The sequence below is a fragment of the Intestinimonas massiliensis (ex Afouda et al. 2020) genome (assembly GCF_900626285.1).
Classification (GTDB): Bacteria; Bacillota; Clostridia; order Oscillospirales; family Oscillospiraceae; genus Flavonifractor; species Flavonifractor massiliensis_A.
Genome location: NZ_LR131147.1, coordinates 1,654,032 through 1,675,385 on the forward strand (window position 1 = coordinate 1,654,032; position 21,354 = coordinate 1,675,385).

Here is a 21,354-nt window from a genome sequence, read left to right on the forward strand (position 1 = left end):
TTTTGGAGGTACAATCAGCTTACAGAAGAACACAAGGAGGTGCACCATGAAACTGACCTTTTTCGGCGCGGCCCATGCTGTCACCGGCAGCTGCCACTGCGTGGAGTGCGGCGGGAAGAAGATCCTGGTGGACTGCGGCCTGCAGCAGGGCAGGGACGAGCGGGACAACCAGGAACTGGACTTCAACGCCGGATACATCGACGCCGTGGTGGTCACCCACGCCCACATCGACCACTCCGGCCGCATCCCCCTGCTGGTGAAGCAGGGGTTTGAGGGCAACATCTACTGCACCCGGCTCACCGGCCAGCTTCTGAGCATCATGCTGCGGGACTCCGCCCACATCCAGGAGAGCGACGCCCAGTGGCAGAACCAGAAGGGCAGGCGGGCGGGCGCCGACCCGGTGGAGCCCCTGTACACCGTGGCCGACGCCGAGGCCGCCATCAAGCACATCGTCACCTGCGAGTACGGCACCCGCCTCCAGATCGAGGACGGGGTAAAGGTCCGCTTCGTGGATGCGGGCCATCTGCTGGGCTCGGCCAGCGTGGAGATGTGGCTCACCGAAGGGGAGGAGACCCGGAAGGTGGTGTTCTCCGGCGACATCGGCAACCGGGACCAGCCCATCATCCGGGACCCCCAGTACATCAAGGACGCCGACTACGTTCTCACCGAGAGCACCTACGGCGACCGGCTCCACGACATGGACGAGAAGCCGGACTACACCGCCGACCTGGCCGCCATCATCGACGAGACCCTGGGCAAGGGAGGCAACGTGATCATCCCCTCCTTTGCCGTGGGCCGTACCCAGGAGCTGCTGTACTTCATCCGGGAGATGAAGGAGCAGGGTCTGGTAAAGAGCATGCCCAACTTCCAGGTGGTGGTGGACTCCCCCCTGGCGGGAGAGGCCACCCGCATCTTCTCCGGCGACCTCCACGGCTACCTGGATGAGGACGCCATCGCCGCCCTGAAGGGGGGCGCCCTGTTCCAGTTCCCGGGGCTCACCATCACCGAATCCAGCGCCGAATCCCGGGCCCTCAATGAGGACAAGACCCCCCGTGTGATCATCTCCGCCTCCGGCATGTGCGATGCCGGCCGGGTGCGCCACCACCTGAAGCACAACCTGTGGCGGCCGGAGTGCGCCGTGGTGTTCGTGGGCTATCAGGCGGAGGGCAGCCTGGGCCGCCGGCTGCTGAACGGGGTCTCCTCCGTCAAGCTCTTTGGCGAGGAGATCGCGGTGCGGGCCAAAATCGTCAACTTCCACGGCCTCTCCTCCCACGCCGACCGGGACGGGCTGCTGCGGTGGATCGAGCACTTCACCCCCCAGCCCAAGCAGGTCTTTGTGGTCCACGGCGAGGCGGAGGTGGCCGACCTGTATGCCGACACCCTGCGGCAGCGGGGCCTGGCCGCCCACGCCCCCAACTATGAGGAGGTCTACGACCTGCTGAACAACCAGATGCTCTCCCCCGGCCTGCCGCCGGAGAAGAAGCCGGTATCCACCCCCGGCGCCTCCCCCGCCTACCAGCGGCTGGAGGATGTGGGCCGCAAGCTGATGGAGGTCATCGCCCACAACAAGGGCGGCACCAACAAGGACCTGGGCAAGTTTGCCGACCAGCTGCGGGCCCTCATCGAAAAGTGGGACCGCTGAAGATCCGAACACAAAAAGAGACCGCGGAGCGAAAGCTCCGCGGTCTTTCTGCTTCTTACTGGAATCCGATCCGCGGCTTGGGCGCCGCGGGGGCGGCGGGGGCCGTGGGGACGGTGATCTCCTCCCCGTGGAGGACGTACAGCTCCGGGTCTCCCTTGGGCAGGTCCTTGGTGAGGGCGGCGTGCTGGATCAGGCTGCGCTCGAACAGGTTGCGGGCGAAACGGGCGTTGCCGAACCGGGCGGAATCCTGCCGGGCCTGGTCGAAGATCTGCCGGGCCTTCTCCCTGGCGCTGTCGTCCAGCTTCATCTGATTGCCCGCCGCGATGCCCTCCAGGATCTGGAGCAGCTCGTCGGTGGTGTAGTCGGGGAACTCGATGGTCTTGGCGATGCGGGAGCGCAGGCCGGTGTTGGCCTTGTCCAGGAACTCCTCCATCTCCTTGGTGTAGCCGGCAAAGATGACCACCAGCTTGTCCCGGTTGTTCTCCATCTGCTGGATCAGCTCGGCGATGCACTCCTCCTTGAAGGTGTCCGCCCGGCCGCCGGTGTAGGGGTTGAGCTGGTAGGCCTCGTCAATGAACAGCACCCCGTTGTAGGCGGAGGCGCACTTCTGGGCGGTGAGGGGGGCGGTCTGGCCCACGTACTTGGCCACCAGGTCCTTGCCGGAGCAGATCACCAGCTTGTTCTCCTGGATGAAGCCGATGCTGTACAGGATCTCGGCGGTGAGCCGGGCCACGGTGGTCTTGCCGGTGCCCGCGTTGCCGGAGAACACCATGTGCAGGTTGATGCGCTCCTTGTCGGTCTTCTCCAGCTTCATGTTGAAGCGGATCAGGTCGTTGATGTTCTTCAGCTCCTGCTTCACGTTCTCCAGGCCGGTGAGCCGGTTGAGCTCGTCGAAGATCTCCTGCTCCGTCCGGGGGGGCTTGACGTAGGGGATGTCCTCCTTCAGCAGCACGTCTCCGGCGTTGATGTTGGCGTTGAAGTGCTTGAACATGATCTGCTCGTACAGCAGGTCCACATACTCCATGCTCCGCTGGGGGGCGGCGGGATAGGCCATCCTGATGTAGCTGTACAGCTGCTCCTTGGTCTCCTCCGGCACCTCCAGGATCTGCACCAGCTTGTCCTCCAGCACGTCCAGCACCTTCTCGTTGGAGTAGTCCTCCATCTCAAAGCTGCGGGTGAAGATCCGCCGCTTGAACTCCGGATAGTTGGCCAGGAAGGTCTGGATGGCCACCTTGGTGTCGCAGAGGATGGTCATGTTGGTGTCCTTCTTCTCCTCCATCAGCCGCAGCAGCTTGTGGTACTCCCGCTGGAAGTCCTCGTCCCGGCCCAGCAGCTCCACGTCGTACAGCAGCACGGTGGTGCCGGGCTGGAGATTGCCGTAGTACTCCATCAGGCCGCTGAAGGAGTAGCCGGAGTAGTAGAGGGTCTCCATGCAGATGTTCTCCTGGGCGCAGGGGTAATAGGTGAAGTGCCACAGGGCGTTGCCGAAGATCCGCAGCAGCGGCTCGGCGCTGGCCGGGTCGGGGGCGGACACCGCCATGTTGAAGGGCAGGAAGGGGATCCGGGCGTTTCTGGAGCGGCTGGTGATGTAGTGGAACAGCTCCGCGAACCGCTCCTTGTCCTCCGGCTTCAGATCGGACTGCCGCACCTCGTTGAGGAAGCGGTTGAACTGATAGTTGTCCACCATGCTCAGGCCGGCGTAGGTATTCCTCTGGGCCACCTGGTAGGCAATGTCCACCGCCGGCCGGTTGTATTTCTTGGACAGGGCGATGAAGTAGGCCGCCAGCTTGTCCGGACACTGGGTATAGCCGCACTGGCGGCAGCCCTCCCGCCTGCGGCACAGGAAGCTGTCCCGGTCGCTGAGGAGCAGGGTGTCCGCCTCCCCCTTTCCCTGGTACCACATATGGATGTAGCGTCCGATCATATCCCCCCGGTCCTCCTTCCGGCACAGGGGGATATAGTTGTAGGCCACCACCATCTGGTTGGAGTACTCCACCGATACCGCCCGGGTCTTCAGCAGGTCGTAGGCGCCGTGGGCGCTCTTGGCGTCGATGCCCGCGATATCCGCCGGGTCCAGATGGATGGGGGTCTCATCGGCCCAGGCAAAGGGGATCAGCCGGCTCCCCAGCAGGTCCGCAAACAGATCCCGGGGGTTCCGGTTCAGGGTCTGGGCATATTTGCACAGATAGTTGACCAGTCCGTAGGGGCAGGCCTCACCGGGGCAGGTCTTGCGCATCTTGCAGTACTGCCGGGGCGCCTGAAAAACAGCCGCCTCCGGGCTGTCGTAGTCGGAGGTGCAGTAGTAGTCGGTGAAAAAGAAGTGGGTGTAGATCTGCTCCAGCCGGGAGGAATCCATGGCCGGAGAATTGCCCTTCAGCTGGGCGGTGCTGCAGAAATTGACCTTCATCAGGTAGGAGCAGTTGGACCGCTCCGGATCCTGCCCCTTGTAAAAGCCGAAGTAATAGAGAAAATAGGCGAAATTGACCAATTCGGGATGATTCGCCGCAAGCTGCCGCACCCTGGGGTAAAGGCCGGCGTAGTCGATGGCCGGGGCCTGTTCCTGGACCGTACTCATGTACACACCTCCGCATTGATTTTGTCGAAACCAGCATCTTCAGTGTAGCACACTCCACCCTCTGCCGCAACAAAAACGGGGCCGCTTGCGCGGCCCCGTTTGGGGTCTGGTTACAGGGTGGGGAATACTGCCCTGGCGGCCTCCAGGGTGGCCTCCAGTTCCGCCTGGCCATGGGCCTCCGAGACGAACATGGCCTCGAACTGGGCGGGGGCCAGGGCCACGCCGTGGCGGAGCATGCCCTGGAAGTATTTGGCGTACCGGCCCACGTCGCTGCCCTTGGCGTCCACGAAGGTGGTCACTTCGGTGGGGGTGAAGAAGGGGGCCAACAGGGAGCCGATCTGGTTCACCGCCACCGGAATGCGGGCCTCCGCCGCGGCGGCGCGGAGCCCCTCCGCCAGCCATTTGGCCTTGGCGGCGATGTCGGGATAGATCTCCGGGTGGTCCTTCAGATAGCGCAGCTGGGCCAGACCGGCGGCCATGGCCACCGGGTTGCCGCTGAGGGTGCCCGCCTGATAGACGGGACCGCAGGGGGCCACCTGCTCCATGAGGGCCCGGCTGCCGCAGTAGGCGCCCACCGGCATGCCGCCGCCGATGATCTTGCCGAAGGTCACCAGGTCGGCCTTGACGCCGAAGTATTCCTGGGCGCCCCCCAGGGCCAGCCGGAAGCCGGTGATGACCTCGTCAAAGATCAGCAGGGCGCCGCTCTTGTCGCACAGCTTCCGCAGTCCCTCCAGGAACCCGGGGGCGGGGTTCACCACTCCCATGTTGGCGGCCACCGGCTCCACGATGATGCAGGCGATCTGGCCGGGCCAGGCGTCCAGCAGCTCCTCCACGGAGGAGAGGTCGTTGAACTGGGCGGTGAGGGTGTGCTTCACGATATCCTCCGGCACGCCGGCGGAGGAGGGGTGGCCTCCCGCCAGGGCGGAGGACCCGGCGTTCACCAGCAGGCAGTCGGAGTGGCCGTGGTAGCAGCCCTCGAATTTGATGATCTTGTCCCGGCCGGTGGCCCCACGGGCCAGCCGGACGGCGGACATGACGGCCTCGGTGCCGGAGTTGACCATCCGCACCATCTCGATATTGGGCACCAGGTCCACCATCAGCTGGGCGATCTCCACCTCCCGGCGGGTGGGGGCGCCGAAGGACAGGCCGTCCTTCACGGCCTTCTCCACCGCCTCCCGGATGACGGGGTGGTTGTGGCCCAGGATCATGGGGCCCCAGGAGCAGACGTAGTCGATGTACCGCTCTCCGTCCTCGTCCCAGATGAAGGGGCCGTCGGCTTTTGTGATGAAGCGGGGGGCCATGCCCACCGCCCGGTAGGCCCGCACCGGGGAGTTGACCCCGCCGGGCAGCACCTTGACGGCCTGCTCAAACAGTTCCTCCGAGCGTCCCATCAGCCGATATCCCCCTTCCGGATGGCATCCGCCAGCTCCTTGGCGTAGTAGGTGATGAGCATATTGGCTCCCGCCCGGAAGATGGAGACGGCGGTCTCGCACATGATGCGGTACTCGTCGATGAGCCCGGCGGCGGCGGTGGCCTTGATCATGGCGTACTCGCCGGACACCTGGTAGGCGCACATGGGCAGGTCGTAGGCGTCGGAGCACTCCCGGATCACGTCCAGGTAGCTGAGGGCGGGCTTGACCATGATGATGTCTGCCCCCTCCTCGATGTCCAGGGCGCACTCCTTCAGGGCCTCCTTGCGGTTGTGGGGGTCCATCTGGTAGCCCTTCCGGTCCCCGAAGGAGGGGGCGGAGCCCGCCGCGGAGCGGAAGGGGCCGTAGAAGGCGGAGGCGTACTTGGCGGAGTAGGCCATGATGGGCACAGTCTCATAGCCGTGCTCGTCCAGGGTGGCCCGGATGGCGGCCACCCGGCCGTCCATCATGTCGGAGGGGGCCACCATGTCGGCCCCGGCCTGGACGTGGGACAGGGCGGTCCTGGACAGCACCTCCAGGGTCTTGTCGTTGTCCACCTCATGGCCCCGGAGGATACCGCAGTGGCCGTGGTCGGTGTACTCGCACATGCACACGTCGGTGATGACGTAGAAGTCGGGGTGCTTTGCCTTAATGGCCCGGATGGCCTCCTGCACCACCCCGTGCTGGTCCCAGGCGGAGGAGCCCACCGCGTCTTTCGTGGCGGGCAGGCCGAACAGGATGCAGTGATGCACTCCGGCGGCCAGGCACTCCTCCACCGCCAGATTCACGCTGTCGATGCCGTAGTGGTTCTGCCCCGGCAGGGCCTCAATGGGCCGGACCCCTTTCAGGGTCTCGTCCACGAAGATGGGGTAGATCAGGCTGTCGGGGGACATGCGGGTCTCCCGGCACAGGCGGCGCACCGCGTCATTGCCCCGCAGGCGGCGGGGCCGTTGGATCAGTTCCATATCAAACACCTTCTACAATTAAATCTGTCAGGGCGTCCATGGTGGCCGCTTTGGCAATTTTCACGGGAATTCCATACTGCTCCGCCTCCGTGGCGGTCTGCGCTCCGATACACATGCCTACCATCCGGGAGAAATCGGCGTCCTCCCCCACGGAGGACACGAAGCCCTTCACGGTGGAGGCGGAGGTGAAGGTGACCAGGGTCACATCCTCCCCTTCCACCAGCGCCCGCAGGTCCTGGGACCGGGGATTTTCATACACCGTGCGGTAGGTGGCAATGTCGTCATAAGCAATGTTACGCTCCGCCAGCCCCTCTGTCAAGGCGGGGGAGCCCCCCTCCGCCCGGAGGATGAGCACCTTTCCCGCGGCGGGGAGACCTTCTCCCAGGTGGGCGGCGTCGTACACCTCCGGCACGTAGTCGGCCTTCAGGCCGTGCTTGGCCAGCTCCCGGTTGGTGCCGGGGCCGATGGCGGCCAGTTTGACCGTCCCCAGGGCCCGGGCGTCCCTGCCGTTGGCCTCCAGCCACCGCCACAGGGTATCCACCCCGGCGGGGCTGGTGAGGGCCAGCCACTCATAGTCGGAAAGCCGCCCCATGGCCCCGTCCAGGGCCGGGCAGGGGTCCAGCGGCACGGTGGCGATGCAGGGATACTCCCACACCTCCGCACCCAGGGCCCTCAGACGGGCGGACAGGGTACCCATACGCTCCTTGGGGCGGGTGACCACCACCGTTTTCCCCTTCAGGGGCAGGTTGTCGAACCAGTCAAAATCCTCCGCCAGGGCGCACACGCCCCCCACCACGATGACGGCGGGGCTGACCACCTGGGCCGCTTCCGCCGTCTCCGGCAGAGCCGCCAGGGTAGAGCTGATCCGCCGCTGGGCGGGGGTGGTGCCACGCTCCACCACGGCGGCGGGGGTGGCCGGGTCCATGCCCGCTTTCAGCAGTCCGGCGCAGATATTGGGCAGGGCGGATACCCCCATCAGAAAGACCAGGGTGCCGCGGGTGCGCACCAAGGCCTCAAAGTCGATGTCCAGCTCCTTCCCCGCCCGCTGGTGGCCGGTGACGATGTGGAGGGAGGAGCAGCAGTCCCGGTGGGTCACCGGGATGCCCCCGTAGGCGGGGGCGGCGATGGCGGAGGTGATGCCGGGCACCTCCTCAAAGGGGACCCCGTGGGCGGCCAGCAGCTCCAGCTCCTCGCCCCCACGGCCGAACAGGAAGGGGTCGCCCCCTTTCAGGCGCACCACGTTCTTCCCCTCCAGGGCCTTGTCCAGCAGGATCCGGTTGATCTGATCCTGGGGCACGGGATGGCGGGACGCCTGCTTGCCCACGTTGATCTGTTCGGCCGTCTCGGGCATGAGGGCCAGGATGGCGGGGCTCACCAGCCGGTCGTACACCACCACCTCCGCCTTCCGGAGGGCCTCCAGCCCCTTCCGGGTCAGCAGGCCGGGGTCTCCCGGTCCCGCACCCACCAGCGTCACTTTTCCGGGCATGAAACCCCTCCTTTCATCTCATCCGCCAGGGCGATGGCCAGCGCCTCGCCCCGGTCCCTGGGGCCGGTGACGGTGCGGCGGAGCACACGCCCCGCCTCGTCCACGTACAGGCCCGTGATGGAAATTTCCTCATTCTTGATCCGGGCGTGGGCGGCGATGGGGGAGGAGCAGCCCCCGTCCAGCCGGCGGACAAAGGCCCGCTCGGCGGAGGCGCACAGGGTCCCCTCCTCATCCACCACATGGCTGAGATAGCTCAGATCCTCCCCCGCCCGGCTCTGGATGGCCAGAATGCCCTGACCGGCGGCGGGGATCATCTCGTCCACGGTAAAGTACCGGGTGATCCGGTTTTCCAGCCCCAGCCGTTTCAGGCCGGCGGCGGCCAGCACCAGGGCGGAATACCCTCCCTCGTCCAGCTTCCGCAGGCGGGTCAGCACGTTGCCCCGCACCGGGGCGATGTCCACGCCGGGGAACAGCTCTTTCAGCTGCACCGCCCGCCGGGCGGAGGCGCAGCCGATGGGCTTGGTGTGATCCAGCTCGGCAGCACCCTGGGGCAGCACCAGCACGTCCCGGGGGTCCTCCCGCTTGGAGAAGCCCGCCAGAGGGATCCTGGGGTCCACGTCCATAGGCAGGTCCTTGCAGCTATGTACGGTCAGGTCCGCCCGGCCGTCCAGCAGGGCGGCGTCCAGCTCCTTCACAAAGAGGCCCTTGCCGCCGATCTTGTCCAGGGTGCGGTCCAGGATCTTGTCGCCGGTGGTTTTCATGGTCACCAGCTCCAGGGCGATATCCGGGTGGCTGGCCCGGATGGCGTCCATCACCAGCTCCGACTGGATGACAGCCAGCTTACTCTCCCGGCTGCCCACCCGTATGGTTTTCATTCCAATCCCTCCAGTACGGTCCGGATGGCCTTGGCGGCCCGGGCGGTGCGGGCGTGGTCGTCGCCCCGGCCCTCTACCCCCGCCACGATGTTGTCCCCGGTGCAGATGGCCGGGAAGAAGAAGGTGCACTCGTCCGGGGCGTCGGCCACGCTGACGGGGATGCCCAGAGCACGGGCCTCCTCCCCCACCGCGTGGTTGACCGCCCGGTCGTCGGTGGCGCTCACCGCCAGCTCCGCCCCGGCCAGGTCGCCGGGGGCATAGGGCCGCTGGAGCCATTTGACCCCCTGGGGCAGGCTCCTGCACCGGGGGGCGATGAGCACCACCTCCGCCCCGAAGCGGGCCAAAACCCCCGCCCGGCGGCAGGCCACCGCCCCGCCCCCTACGATGACGGCCTTCTTCCCCGCCAGCTCCACGAACAGGGGGAACCGGAAGGGCTTTTCGCTGGGCTGGCTCCAACGGGGACGGGCGGCGGTGTGTACCTCGATCTTCTGGGCGGCCCGCTCCAGGTCCTCGGGGGTCAGGCTCTCCTTCAGCCCGCCGGACAGCAGATCCACCGCCCGGCTCACCGCCAGCTCCACCAGGTCCCGGGCCTCGGGGCCGTCCAGGTCGGTGGACAGCACCCGGGCGGTCACCGCCTGCTTCACCCGCTCCAGCCCGGGCAGGCAGGAGCGGTAGTTCTCCCACTGCTCCTGCTGGGACAGGTACTTTTGCAGAATCTCCTCCGCCTCCGGGGGGATATCCCGGCACACCTCCACCCCCAGGTCGTCCACGTTGTAGAGGGTGAAGCCGGGCAGCTCCCCCACCCCGGGCTCGATGTCCCGGGGGATGGCCAGATCCACCAGCACCTTGGGGGGCCGGGCCAGCTCGGCCAGCTCATAGGCCGCCACGGTATAGTGGGGGCTGGTGGTGGCGGAGAGCACCAGGTCCATCCCCTCCATGGCGTCGTACCGCTTCTCATAGGGGGTGACGGCGCATCCGGCGGGCACCACGGTCTGGCCGTGGTGGTAGCTGCGCAGGGTAATTGTAACGGCGCACCCGGCGGCATGGAGCAGGTCGGCGGCCAGCCGCCCCATCTCCCCGTTGCCGATGACCAGGGCCTTTTTCCCCAAAAGGCCGCCCAGATGGGCGGCCAGCTTCTCCACCCCGCTCTGGGCGGCGGAGCGGGGCACCCCGGTGAGGCGCACCTTGCTCTTCATCTCTTTCCCGGCGGCGGCGGCGTTGCGGAACAGGGTCTCCAGCACGCTGTCCGCCGTGCCCGCCTCCCGGGCGGTCTGGATGGCCCCCTTCACCTGGGTGACGATCTGATCCTCCCCCCAGATCTGGGAGCGGAGCCCTCCGGCCACCTCCATCAGGCGGCGGGCGGCCTCCCAGCCCTTACAGGCGGTAAAGGCCTCCCGGAACGGAGCGTAGTCCACCCCGGCGGCGGCGCACAGCAGGGCCCCGGCGTCCAGCTCCGCCCCGTTGGTGCAGGACAGGTAGAGCTCGGTGCGGTTGCAGGTGGACAGCAGGGCGCACCCCTCGATCCGCGGATCCTTCCACAGCCTGCGGTCCAGCTCCACCACCTGGCCCCGGGTGAAGGACAGCTCCTCCCGCAGGTCGATGGGGGCCTTGTGCCAGTCCAGGCCGGCCATGATCAGATTCACGCCTGTTCCTCCTTTTTCACCAGCACCACCGAGAAGTAGCCGGTGCTCTCGGGCAGGTCGGCAAAGCTGGGGCACACCAGCTCCCCCTCCATGCCGCAGTTGGCCACCATGGAGGCCCGGCTCAGCAGGCCGTGCTCCTCCAGGGTGTTCTTCAGCGCCCCGATCTCCTTGCCCGCCTTCATGAACACCAGGTTGGCGTCCAGATCCAGGCAGTCGGACATGTCCCTGTGGGAGGCGGGGACGATGAGCAGCCGCTCGGATTTCTCGCACAGGGCCATACCCAGTCGGGCGGCCACAGCGCAGAAGGAGGGCACGCCGGGAATGATCTCCGCCTCGTACCCTCTGGCCGCCACCTTCCGGTGGAGGTAGAGGTAGGTGGAGTACACCGTGGGGTCTCCCAGGGTGAGGAAGGCCACGTCCTTCCCCTGGTCCAGCTGGGCACACACCAGGTCGGCGTTTTGTTCATAGGCGGCGTCCAGGGCGGCTTCGTCCCGGATCATGGGGGCGGCGCAGTACAGCAGCTGCTTCCCCTCCGTCAGGTCCCCGGCGATAGCCAGGGCGGTCTTTTCCCCCCGGCCCGCGTCGGGCACCGCCAGCACCGGACACTGGCGGATGATGCGCTCGGCCTTCTTGGTGAGCAGCTCCGGGTCGCCGGGACCCATCCCCACCCCGTAGAGTTTCCCCTGATTCATACCTTTTCTTCCTCCTTGAGCAGGCGTAAAATCTCCCGCCGGGCCGCCCCGATGGTGGCGGCGGTGCCGTGGGTGTCCAGCCCGTCGGCCTGCCGCAGCACCTCCATCAGATGGGCGATGCGGGGCAGGCGCAGATGATTGGCCCGGAGGGCCTCCGGGTTGGCAAACAGATCGTCCGGCGTGCCCTCCAGCAGCACCCTGCCGCCTCCCAGCAGGTAGGCGTAGTCGCAGTAGAGGGGGACGATATCCATGTCGTGTGTGGCAATCAGAATGGTCATGCCCAGGCCGTCCCGCAATTGGACCAGCAGGCGCATGATCTCGCTGACCCCCTGGGGGTCCAGCCCGGCGGTGGGCTCATCCAGAATGAGCACCTCCGGCTCCATCACCAGCACCCCGGCGATAGCCACCCGCTTCTTCTGGCCGTAGGACAGGGCGTGGGTGGGCCGGTCCCGCAGCTGAGACGTGCCGGTGCGCTCCAGGGCCGCTTCCACCCTTCGGCGGACCTCCTCCGGCTCCAGGCCCAGGTTCACCCCGCCGAAGGACACGTCCCGGTACACATCGGCGGAGAAGAGCTGGTCGTCCGGGTCCTGGAACACGATGCCCACCCGCCGCCGCAGAGCGGTCAGGCCCTTCCGGTCGTACCGGACGGGCTGGCCGTCCAGCAGCACCTGGCCGCTCTTGGGGGTGAACACCCCGTTCAGGTTGAGGAACAGGGTGGACTTGCCCGCCCCGTTGGCCCCAAGAATGCCGGTGATGCTGCCCCGACCGGCGGACAGGGTGATGTGGTCCAGGGCGGCGGTGCCGTCCTCATAGGCGTAGCACAGGTCTTTTGTCTCGATCGCAGGGTTCATCCCACCGCCATCCTTTCCAAATACAGCACCAGCAGCTGAACCCCCGCCACCCCCGCCGTCAGGGGGAGCAGCCACAGGCCGGGGGTGTAATCCCCCGCCAGGGTGGTGAGGCTGCCGGTGTAGCCCCGGGCCTCCAGGGCGGTATAGATGTTCTGGGCCTTCCGCCAGGCCCGGAGGAACACCATGGAGGACAGGGCGCCCAGGGAATTCACCGACCGGCGGAAGCCCTGATAGCCCAGCCTGGATTCCTGGGCCAGGCGGATGTGGTCGGCCGTCTCGGCCAGCACGAAGATGAAGCGGTAGATCAGCTCCATCAGCTCCACCAGCAGCTTGGGCACGTGGAGCCTCTCCAGGGCCATGGTCAGGTCGGTGATGGGGGTGTTGAGGGACAGAAAATACATGCACCCTACCGCACCCAGGGCCTTGCAGAACAGCCGGGCCGCCTGGTACAGATCCTCAGCGGTAAAGCCCCACAGCCGCTCCCCCACGGGGAGGGCGGCCACCACCGCCGTCCCCGCCGGGTAGCTGTGGATGAGAATGGTGATCCCGCCGATGACCAGGAAGGCCAGGGGGACTTTTAAAAAGTGGAGATAGACCCTGACCGGCAGGCCACCCAGGGCGGTGATGAGCACCCCCATCACCGCCACCGTGGCCACCCCCACCCAGACGCTGTTGCAGCACAGGCAGATCACCAGAGCCGCCGCCGCCAGCGCCAGCTTGGGCAGGGGGGACACCCGGCGGAGCCGGGACTGATAGGCGTAGCGGTCGGTGCCCATGGTCACTTCTCTCCCTTGTTTTTATCGGATTTGGTCACCCGGCCCAGCACGAAGCCCACGATGCCCGCGCCGATGGCGGCCTGGAGGGCGAAGAGCAGGGACTCCACCTCGCCGCTGGCGGGCTCCAGAATGGGCTCGAACCAGGGCTCGTAGTCGGGGTTCAGCTCCGTAATGGCCTCCTCCGCCTCTCCGTCCGCCCCGCCGAACTCGGCGTTGGGCAACAGCCACAGGGGCACGGCGGCGATGACGATGACCAGGATGATCAGAATCAGATTTTTCTGCCAGACTTTCATATCCAGCCCTCCTTACAGCACCCGCAGCTCCTGGAGCTGGGCCTTGCTGTACTTCTCCAGCACGTTGAAGATCACCACGGTGAGCAGGCCCTCGGCGATGGCGAGAGGCACCTGGGTGACGGCGAAGATGGTGAGGAATTTCACCGTGCCGCCGTTGACGATGCCCAGCTGGAGGGAGGTGACCACGTAGGTGAACAGGTCCCCCAGGGCGGCGGCGGCGAACACCGCCACGGACACCGGCGCGTTGACCTTCCGCAGCAGCTTGTAGAGCAGCCAGGACAGAATGGGCCCGGCGATAGCCATGGAGAAGGTGTTGGCTCCCAGGGTGGTGACACCGCCGTGGGCCAGCAGCAGGGCCTGGAACAGCAGCACGATGAGGCCCAGCACCGCCATGGTCAGGGGCCCGAACAGGATGGCGCCCAGGCCCACGCCGGTGGGGTGGGAGCAGGAGCCGCTGAAGGAGGGGATCTTCAGGGCGGAGAGCACGAAGGCGAAGGCGCCGCACATGGCCAGCAGGATCTTGGCCTTGGGGGCCTGGTCGATACGCTTCCTGATGGAGAAGAAGCCCGCCACCACGAAGGGGATACACACGGCTCCCCACAGCAGGCACCAGTTCACCGGCAGATAGCCCTCGGCGATGTGCATGGCCCCGGCGTTCACGGTGAGCAGGCCCGCCAGAGCCGCCAGCACCCCTCCCGTCAGGAGGATTCGGTTCAGTTTGGATCGTCTCATAGTCGTTTCATCCTTTCCTATCACTCGTAGGTGGTTGGATTGCCGGACCGGGCAGGTCTTCCGGCTTGAGCTTCTCTGCCGCCCCGCGTCTTCCCGGGTCTCCCCAGTGACATGGTGCGCGGCGGCTCTTCTCTTACGGCAGCGGGACTGCGCGGGAATTCCACCCGACTTCCCTTTTCCCGGCCCTCTATCTAAAACAGGCTTACGCCTGGGCCTGTCTGGCGTGTTCCACAAACAGGGCCCGCACCTGGGGATACTCTCCCAGGCCGGTGAGGACACAGTTCACCCGGTAACCCAGCCCCTCCAGGACGTTCTTCCAGGAATCATCCTCGTCCCCGGCCAGGTCGTTTTTGGCGTGGTCCCCGGCCACCGTCATCAGGGGCCGCAGTTCCACTTCTTTTACCAACCGCCGCTCCTTCAGCCGCCGCAGGACGGCGGCAAAGTCGGGATAGCCCTCCACAGTGCCCACGATGATATCCCTCCGCCCCAGGTCGTGGAAGGCGTACTCCATCAGGGCGTAGGCGGAGTTGGCCTGGTGCTCCGAGCCGTGGCCCATGTAGATCACCGCCCGGTCCTCGCTTCTGGGGGGCAGGATTTCCATCAGGGCTTTTCCCAGGTCCAGGTAGTCCTCCGCCGCCGTCAGCAGGGGCACCCCCACCGTCAGCCGGTCAAACCGGTCCCGGTACTCCTCCGCCTGGGCGGCCAGCTTGTGGTACTCCTCCCCGTTCATCACGTGGGTGGGCTGGACCAGAACGTCGGTGTAGCCCTCCCGCTCCAGCCGCTCCAGGGCGGCGGGCACGTCGTCGATCTCCACCCCCCGCTCCTTTTTCCACCGGCGCAGGATCATGCCGCTGGTAAAGGCCCGGCGGAGGGTGCGCTCCGGGAAGGCGGCGGCCAGGTCGGCCTCAATGGCGGCGATGTTTTTCTCCAGCGTATCGGCATAGCTGGTGCCGAAGGACACCGCCAGAAGGGCTTTTTGTTCCATACCGTTCACTCCCGTTCGTTGTTGCTGGCCTGATAGAGCAGGGCGTTGCAGATGGCGGCGGCCACGTTGCTGCCTCCCTTGCGGCCCCGGGCCACGATGTGGGGGGTGTCCATGGTGAGCAGCAGCTCCTTGCTCTCCACCACGTTCACAAAGCCCACCGGCACGCCGATCACCAGGGCGGGGTTCATCTTGCCCTCCCCGATCAGCTCGCAGGCCCGCACCAGGGCGGTGGGGGCGTTGCCGATGGCCAGGATGATGGGACCCTCCAGCGCCGCCGCCCGCTCCATGGACACGGTGGCACGGGTCTCCCCCCGGGCCCTGGCCTCAGCCGCCACGTCCGGGTCGGACATGAAGCACACCGCTTTGCCGCCGAACTTCTCCAGCACCCGCTTATTGACGCCGGAGAAGGCCATCTGGGTGTCGGTGACGATGGTGCAGCCGCTCTTGATGGCGGCCACGCCTTTTTCCACCGCGCCGGTGGAAAACACCAGGTTGTCGGCGTAGTCAAAGTCGGCGCTGGTGTGGATGGCCCGCTTGATGATGGGCAGCTGGTCGGCGGGAAACACCCGGTCACCCAGCTCCCGGCCGATGATCTCCATGCTCCGGGCCTCAATGTCGGCGGGGGCCACCCGCTGTAATTGGATCTTTTTCATATTATATCTCCCCGTTCAGAATCCGGTAGATCTGTTTCATATCCAGGCTGGAGCGCAGGCCCTCCGCCAGCTTGTCATACTGGAGCTGGGCATAGGCCTGCCAGTCCACGCTGGCCGCCTGCCGGTCCAGGCCCTTGGCCTTCAGCAGGCAGTTCACCAGGGCGGCGGCGCACTCGGCCTTGTCGAAGATGCCGTGGACGTAGCAGCCCCACACGTTTCCGGCGGTGAGGCCGTCGGTCCGCTCCTCCCCGGTCTGGGTGGTGAAGGCCACCAGAGGGGCGGCGGCGCTGGCCGTGCGGCCCATGTGGATCTCGTACCCCTCGAAGGGCACGCCGGCCATCTCCGCAAAGATGCCGGTCGGAGCCTTGAAGGTGCCGGTCACCCGGGTGCGGGTCTTTTCCCCCTGGAAGACGGTCTCGGCGGGCAGCAGGCCCAGACCCTTCAGGGTGCCGCCGCTCTCCACCCCGTCCGGGTCGGAGACGGTGTCCCCCAGCATCTGATAGCCGCCGCAGATGCCCACCACCGCGCCGCCCCTGGCGGCGTGCTTGAGGATGGCGCCCTCCAGGCCGCTCTGCCGCAGCCACCGCAGGTCGTCCATGGTGTTCTTGGTGCCGGGGAGAATCACCAGGTCCGGGTTCCCCAGCTCCTTCACGCTCCCCACGTACCGGAGGGTGACCTCCTCCATCCGCTCCAGGGGGTTGAAGTCGGTGAAGTTGGACAGCCGGGGCAGGCGGATCACCGCGATATCCACCAGACCCACCTTGCCGGTGGCGGACAGGCGGCTGGACAGGGAATCCTCGTCGTCCACGTCTACGTCCAGCATGGGCACCACGCCCAGCACCGGCTTGCCGGTCAATTCCTCCAGCTGACCCAGGCCGGGGCGGAGGATTTCCACATCGCCCCGGAATTTGTTGATAATTAAGCCGCGGATCAGGTCCTGCTCATCGGGCTCCAGCAGCTTCACCGTGCCGTAGAGGGAGGCGAACACGCCCCCCCGGTCGATATCGCCGCACAGCAGCACCGGGGCGTTGGCCCGCTTGGCCATGCCCATGTTGACGATGTCGTCCTGTTTCAGGTTGATCTCCGCCGGGCTGCCCGCCCCCTCAATGACGATGATGTCGTACTCCGCCGCCAGGGATTCATAGGCGGCCATCACCTCGGGTATGAGGGTCTTGCGGTAGTGGAAGTACTCCCCCGCCGGCATGGTGCCCCGGGGCACGCCGCCCACGATCACCTGGGAGCCCACGTTGCTGGTGGGCTTGAGCAGGATGGGGTTCATCCGGGCGTCGGGGGCCACCCCGGCGGCCTCGGCCTGCACCACCTGGGCCCGGCCCATCTCCAGCCCGTCGGGGGTGATGGCGGAGTTGAGGGCCATGTTCTGGGACTTGAAGGGGGCCACCCTGTAGCCGTCCTGCTTGAAGATGCGGCACAGGCCTGCCGCCAGCAGGGACTTGCCCGCGTTGGAGGCGGTGCCCTGGAGCATGATCGCCTTTGCCATTACAGCACCCCTTTCAGGGCGGCCAGCAGCCGCCGGTTTTCTTCCCCGCCCTTGACGCACACCCGGTACCAGTCGGGGCCCAGGTTGTGGTAGTTGGCGCAGGAGCGGATCAAAATGCCCTTTTGGAGCAGTTTTTCCTTCAGATCTGTGACGTTTTTCAGGCGGAACAGCAGATAGTTGGCCTGGGAGGGCACCACGGCGCACCCCAGCTCAGTCAGCCCCGCCGCCAGGACGGGCCGCTCCCGGGCCACCAAAGCCCGGGCCTGTTCCGGCCAGTGGGGGCAGCGGGTGAAGGCGGCCGCCCCTGCCGCCTGGGCGGGGGCGGACACGGACCAGGGCTGGGCAAATTTGCTCAGCCGCTCCAGCAATCCGGCGTCCGCCGACAGGCCGTAGCCCAGCCGCAGGCCGGCCATGGCGTAGCTCTTGGTAAAGGCCCGCAGCAGGAACAGATTGGGGAACTCCGCCAGGTATGGGGCCAGCCCCGCCCCGCCGCCGTCGGCCAGGGGGAGGAAGCACTCATCCACCACCAGGACAGCGCCCACCGCCTTGCACTGCCGGGAAATTCCCACCAGCAGGTCGGTGGAAACGAGCCGTCCGGTGGGGTTGTTGGGGGTGCAGAGGAACACCAGCTCCACCCCGGAGGCTATCCCAGCCAGGAACCTTCTGTCCAGGTCAAAGCTTTGGGCGCGGTCCAGGGCGTACCGCTCCACCTGACAGCCTACGCACTTCAGGGCCCCCTCATACTCGGAAAAGGTGGGGGCGGGCAGCAGGGCACGCCGGGGCTGGAGGGCGAAGGCCAGCCGGAAGATGAGATCGGCGGCCCCGTTGCCGCAGATCACCTGCTCCTCCTCCACCCCGTCGTGGGCGGCGATGGCCTGCCGCAGCACCCGGCACAGGGCGTCAGGGTAGGCGGAGCCGTCGGCCCCGGCGGCGGCCCGAGCCGCCTCCGGCGGCATCCCCAACGGATTCAAATTGGTGGAAAAGTCCAGCACCGCGCCGCCGTAACGGCTCCGGGCGGTGAGCAGGTCCCCGCCGTGGGTGTATTCAGCCATGGTTTGTTCCTCCTTTACGGGAACAGCAAAATCAGCAGTGGCACGCCGCAGAAAATCAGCAGGGCGAAAAAGGCGGTGGCGTACAGGATACGCCCCGAGCGCAGGATGTCCAGCGGCTCGATGGGCCGCTGGTCATCCCCGATATAGGGCTTTTCCACCAGCTTGCCGAAGTAATAGTTGGGTCCCGCCAGCCGGAGCTGGAGCGCCCCGGCGCAGGCGGCTTCCGTGTGGGCGGAATTGGGGGACTTGTGGTTCTTCCGGTCCCGTCTGAACACCCGCCAGGCGTTTTTCCCGTCGTACCCCGCCGCTGTGGCCCCCAGGCACATGAGCACCCCGGCGATGCGGGCGGGGATGAAGTTCAGGATATCGTCGAATTTGGCCGCCGCCCGGCCAAAATACAGATATTGGTCGTTCTGATAGCCTACCATGGAGTCCATGGTATTGGCCGCCTTGTAGAACATCCCCAGGGGAGCCCCGCCGATGGCCAGGAAGATGAGGGGAGCGATCACCCCGTCGGAGGCATTCTCCGCCACCGTCTCCACCGCCGCCCGGGTCACCCCCGCCTCGTCCAGGGAGGCGGTGTCCCGGCCCACGATCATGGACACGGCCTGCCGGGCCTGGTCCAGGTCCCCGGCCTTGAGGGCGTCGTACACCTTGCGGCTCTCGGCGGCCAGGGATTTGGTGGCCAGCAGCTGATAGCTCAGCAGGCTCTCCACCCCCAGGGCCAGCCAGGGGCTCACCAGCTTACAGGCCCACAGCAGCAGCACGGCAAGGCCGGTGGGGATGAACAGCGTCAGCACCACCAGCACCGTCCCCCCCGCCAGCTGACCGGCGGGGGACTTGGGAAAGAGCTTCCGCAGCAGCTTTTCCAGACCGGCGATGAGGGCCCCGATGGCCCGCACCGGGTGGGGGGCCCAGTGGGGGTCCCCCAGCAGCAGATCCAGGCAGAAACCCATGAGCAGGGCCAGCAGATGGCCGATTCCCCAGCTCATCCCTTGTACTCCTCCAGCACCGTCAGCTCCAGGGTATCCGGGTTGAGGGCCATGCGGAAGCCGCCGCAGTTGGGGCACATCCAGCCGTAATACTCCCGCACCGGGCGGCCGTACTTGCTCAGCAGGCCCATGAGGGCGCCGCCGTGGGACACCACCCCCACCCGCTGATAGCCGTGGGCCATGGCGTCCGCCGCCAGCTTCTCCAGGCCGATGGACACCCGGTCCACCACCTGCTCTGCCGTCTCGCCCACCGGCATGGCGGCGAAATTCAGATGGTCTCCCGACTGGCCGATCCAGGCCTGGTACAGGGGATCGTCCTTCAGCTCCTCGTGGTTCTTCCCCTCAAAGGGTCCGAAGTCGCTCTCCCGCAGCTCGTTTATCACCGTCATCTCCGTCCCCGGCCACAGCAGCTCCGCCGTCTGGCGGCAGCGCATCAGGGGGGAGCGGTAGATGTGCTCCACACGGGGCAGGGTGGGACCCACCCGCTTGGCCAGTTCAATTCCCTGGGGGGCCAGGGGGATGTCCAGGGTACCGACAAACCGCTTCTCCAGGTTACCCTGGGTGGTACCGTGCCGAATGAGGATCAGTTCCATGTTGAAGAATCTCCTTTCAGGGTCATGGGCAGGCCGCAGAAAATACGCTCCACCCGCTGCGCCCGCTTGGCCAGGCGGCAGCACAGCCGCCCCACCTGCTCCCGCCAGGCCCGCTGGGCCGGGTCGATGGGCACCACACCGCAGCCCACCTCGTCGCAGATGAGGATGATATCGGGATTGACGGCCAGCAGCTTTTCCTCGTCCAGGTCGGGCCACAGCTCCACCCCGTCGAAAACAGGCAGATGCTCCGCCTCCTCCGGGGTATGGGCCACCTGGCCGGGGTCATATCCGGTCTTTTGCAGCACGTAGTCCAGCTTACCCTGGGCCGCGCCGCCGATAATCAAGGTCATAATACCGCCACCACCTTCTGGACGAGTACCACCGCCAGCACCATGGCCAGCTCGCAGGTCTGGAGGAAGAATCCCGCCAGATCGCCGGTGACCCCGCCGAACTGCCGAAAACTCATGATCCGGTAGTAGAGGCAGGCCAGCCCCGCCCCCAGCAGGGCGGCCCCACCGGTGAGGGGGGACAGCCACAGCATGGCGGCGGCGCAGGCCACCACCCAGATCACCAGCACCCCCCGGGCCCTGGCCGTATCCATGGGCCCGGTAAAGGTGGCCAGCAGGCCGGTGCCCCGGGCGTTGGGCAGGGTGACGGCGAAGAGGCCGGACAGGCTGCGGGACAGGGCGGGCCCCAGGGCCAGCACCAGGACGGTACTCCCCGCCGCCTCCACCTCGCACCAGCAGGAAAAGAACACCAGCAGGCAGAGGACGCAGCAGATGATGGCAAAGGCCCCGGTGTGGGAATCCTTTAAAATCTCCAGCTTCTTCTCCCGGGTCTGGTGGGAGGACAGGGCGTCGCAGGTGTCGCAGAACCCGTCCAGGTGGATACCGCCGCTGAGGGCGATGGGGATAAGCAGGGCGATGGCGGCAAAGAGGGCGGGGCCCATGTGCAGAAACTCCGCCAGGGCCATCCAGCCCCACAGCACCAGGCCGATGACCACCCCCACCAGGGGGAACCAGCACAGGGCCCAGGACAGGGCCTTTTTCTCCCAGTCCACCCTGGGCATGGGCAGCTTGGAGTACATGGCAAAGGCAATGATAAGGCTTTTCACGTAAAAACTTCCTTCCAGGCCACGGGAATCCCGCACACCACTTCATATACCTGATCCGCTTTGGCGGCGATGGCCCGGTTCAGGTCGGCCAGCAGCTCCAGATAGGCGGCGGTCTCCGGGTCGTACCGCACCCCGTCGGAGAACAGCTCGTTGGTGACCACCACCAGCAGGTCCGCCCGGGCGGCGGCTTTTGTAATGCCCGCCAGCACCCGGTCAAAGGCGGCCTTCCCGCCCCCCTGGGGGGCGAAATACTCGTTGGCGGACAGGTTGGACAGGTCCTCCAGCAGCACGGCGGCGTGTTCCGGCACCTCCAGCCTGTCCAGGCCGGTGGGGCACTCCAGGGTCTGGAAACCCTTGCCCGCCCGCATGGCCCGGTGGCGCTCCACCCGGCGGACGCTCTCGGCGTCCCACACCTGCATGGTGGCCAGATAGATCCGCTCGTTCAGGCCGGAGGACACCACCAGTCCCTCGGCAAATTCCGACTTGCCGCTGCCCGACCCGCCGGATACCAGAATCAGCATGGCAGTT

21 protein-coding genes and 1 riboswitch are annotated in these 21,354 nt (G+C 66.6%); of the genes, 1 reads left to right on the top strand and 20 read right to left on the bottom strand.

Features of this window, described 5'->3' with window-relative positions; genetic code table 11:
- Positions 1–46: 46 nt before the first annotated feature.
- Positions 47–1,642 (top strand): MBL fold metallo-hydrolase RNA specificity domain-containing protein, encoded by a 1,596-nt coding sequence (locus E0E41_RS08355; protein WP_130869513.1) that lies wholly within the window; start codon positions 47–49, stop codon positions 1,640–1,642.
- A gap of 55 nt (positions 1,643–1,697) precedes the next feature.
- Here the strand turns inward: E0E41_RS08355 and E0E41_RS08360 are convergent, their stop codons facing one another.
- The 20 genes from E0E41_RS08360 to E0E41_RS08455 form a co-directional block, all read right to left on the bottom strand.
- Positions 1,698–4,217 carry an AAA family ATPase gene (locus tag E0E41_RS08360; protein ID WP_130869514.1) on the bottom strand — a complete coding sequence of 840 codons (2,520 nt, stop codon included), beginning with the start codon at positions 4,215–4,217 and terminating at the stop codon, positions 1,698–1,700.
- 110 nt (positions 4,218–4,327) lie between these two features.
- Positions 4,328–5,608, bottom strand: a complete 1,281-nt coding sequence (hemL, locus tag E0E41_RS08365; protein ID WP_130869515.1) for a glutamate-1-semialdehyde 2,1-aminomutase — start codon at positions 5,606–5,608, stop codon at positions 4,328–4,330.
- Positions 5,608–6,591, bottom strand: coding sequence for a porphobilinogen synthase (gene hemB, locus E0E41_RS08370; protein WP_130869516.1), 984 nt, complete (start codon positions 6,589–6,591; stop codon positions 5,608–5,610). Before hemB ends, hemL begins: the two co-directional genes overlap by 1 nt.
- A 1-nt stretch (position 6,592) precedes the next feature.
- Positions 6,593–8,077: a uroporphyrinogen-III C-methyltransferase gene (gene cobA / locus E0E41_RS08375; RefSeq protein ID WP_130869517.1), complete on the bottom strand. Its 1,485-nt coding sequence runs from the start codon at positions 8,075–8,077 to the stop codon at positions 6,593–6,595.
- Complete coding sequence (hemC, locus tag E0E41_RS08380; RefSeq protein WP_130869518.1) at positions 8,062–8,952, bottom strand: hydroxymethylbilane synthase; 891 nt, start codon at positions 8,950–8,952, stop codon at positions 8,062–8,064. The genes cobA and hemC overlap by 16 nt, the downstream gene beginning before the upstream one ends.
- Positions 8,949–10,595, bottom strand: a complete 1,647-nt coding sequence (locus tag E0E41_RS08385; RefSeq protein WP_242623736.1) for an NAD(P)-dependent oxidoreductase — start codon at positions 10,593–10,595, stop codon at positions 8,949–8,951. Before E0E41_RS08385 ends, hemC begins: the two co-directional genes overlap by 4 nt.
- Entirely contained in the window at positions 10,592–11,287 is a 696-nt protein-coding gene (gene cobI / locus E0E41_RS08390; RefSeq protein ID WP_130869519.1) for a precorrin-2 C(20)-methyltransferase, read from the bottom strand. The genes E0E41_RS08385 and cobI overlap by 4 nt, the downstream gene beginning before the upstream one ends.
- Positions 11,284–12,138, bottom strand: coding sequence for an ATP-binding cassette domain-containing protein (locus tag E0E41_RS08395; RefSeq protein ID WP_130869520.1), 855 nt, complete (start codon positions 12,136–12,138; stop codon positions 11,284–11,286). The genes cobI and E0E41_RS08395 overlap by 4 nt, the downstream gene beginning before the upstream one ends.
- Positions 12,135–12,914 carry a cobalt ECF transporter T component CbiQ gene (gene cbiQ / locus E0E41_RS08400; protein WP_130869521.1) on the bottom strand — a complete coding sequence of 260 codons (780 nt, stop codon included), beginning with the start codon at positions 12,912–12,914 and terminating at the stop codon, positions 12,135–12,137. The genes E0E41_RS08395 and cbiQ overlap by 4 nt, the downstream gene beginning before the upstream one ends.
- Positions 12,915–12,916: 2 nt before the next feature.
- Positions 12,917–13,207, bottom strand: a complete 291-nt coding sequence (locus E0E41_RS08405; protein WP_130869522.1) for an energy-coupling factor ABC transporter substrate-binding protein — start codon at positions 13,205–13,207, stop codon at positions 12,917–12,919.
- A 12-nt stretch (positions 13,208–13,219) separates the two neighbouring features.
- Complete coding sequence (locus E0E41_RS08410) at positions 13,220–13,939, bottom strand: energy-coupling factor ABC transporter permease (protein ID WP_130869523.1); 720 nt, start codon at positions 13,937–13,939, stop codon at positions 13,220–13,222.
- 33 nt (positions 13,940–13,972) lie between these two features.
- A riboswitch (cobalamin riboswitch) is annotated at positions 13,973–14,166 on the bottom strand.
- A complete protein-coding gene (locus E0E41_RS08415; RefSeq protein ID WP_165450528.1) occupies positions 14,142–14,924 on the bottom strand; it encodes a sirohydrochlorin cobaltochelatase in 783 nt (260 codons plus the stop codon). Its footprint overlaps the riboswitch before it by 25 nt.
- A 5-nt stretch (positions 14,925–14,929) precedes the next feature.
- Positions 14,930–15,577: a precorrin-8X methylmutase gene (locus E0E41_RS08420; protein WP_130869524.1), complete on the bottom strand. Its 648-nt coding sequence runs from the start codon at positions 15,575–15,577 to the stop codon at positions 14,930–14,932.
- Position 15,578: 1 nt separating this feature from the next.
- On the bottom strand, positions 15,579–17,075 hold the full coding sequence (locus E0E41_RS08425) for a cobyric acid synthase (RefSeq protein ID WP_130869525.1): 1,497 nt from the start codon (positions 17,073–17,075) through the stop codon (positions 15,579–15,581).
- Positions 17,075–18,127: a threonine-phosphate decarboxylase CobD gene (gene cobD, locus E0E41_RS08430; RefSeq protein ID WP_130869526.1), complete on the bottom strand. Its 1,053-nt coding sequence runs from the start codon at positions 18,125–18,127 to the stop codon at positions 17,075–17,077. The genes E0E41_RS08425 and cobD overlap by 1 nt, the downstream gene beginning before the upstream one ends.
- Before the next feature lie 14 nt (positions 18,128–18,141).
- Entirely contained in the window at positions 18,142–19,119 is a 978-nt protein-coding gene (gene cbiB, locus E0E41_RS08435) for an adenosylcobinamide-phosphate synthase CbiB (protein ID WP_130869527.1), read from the bottom strand.
- Entirely contained in the window at positions 19,116–19,712 is a 597-nt protein-coding gene (locus tag E0E41_RS08440; protein WP_130869528.1) for a histidine phosphatase family protein, read from the bottom strand. The genes cbiB and E0E41_RS08440 overlap by 4 nt, the downstream gene beginning before the upstream one ends.
- A complete protein-coding gene (locus tag E0E41_RS08445) occupies positions 19,703–20,062 on the bottom strand; it encodes a bifunctional adenosylcobinamide kinase/adenosylcobinamide-phosphate guanylyltransferase (protein WP_130869529.1) in 360 nt (119 codons plus the stop codon). Before E0E41_RS08445 ends, E0E41_RS08440 begins: the two co-directional genes overlap by 10 nt.
- Positions 20,059–20,826, bottom strand: a complete 768-nt coding sequence (locus tag E0E41_RS08450; RefSeq protein WP_130869530.1) for an adenosylcobinamide-GDP ribazoletransferase — start codon at positions 20,824–20,826, stop codon at positions 20,059–20,061. Before E0E41_RS08450 ends, E0E41_RS08445 begins: the two co-directional genes overlap by 4 nt.
- Positions 20,823–21,347, bottom strand: coding sequence for a bifunctional adenosylcobinamide kinase/adenosylcobinamide-phosphate guanylyltransferase (locus tag E0E41_RS08455; RefSeq protein ID WP_130869531.1), 525 nt, complete (start codon positions 21,345–21,347; stop codon positions 20,823–20,825). Before E0E41_RS08455 ends, E0E41_RS08450 begins: the two co-directional genes overlap by 4 nt.
- Between the last annotated feature and the right edge of the window lie 7 nt (positions 21,348–21,354).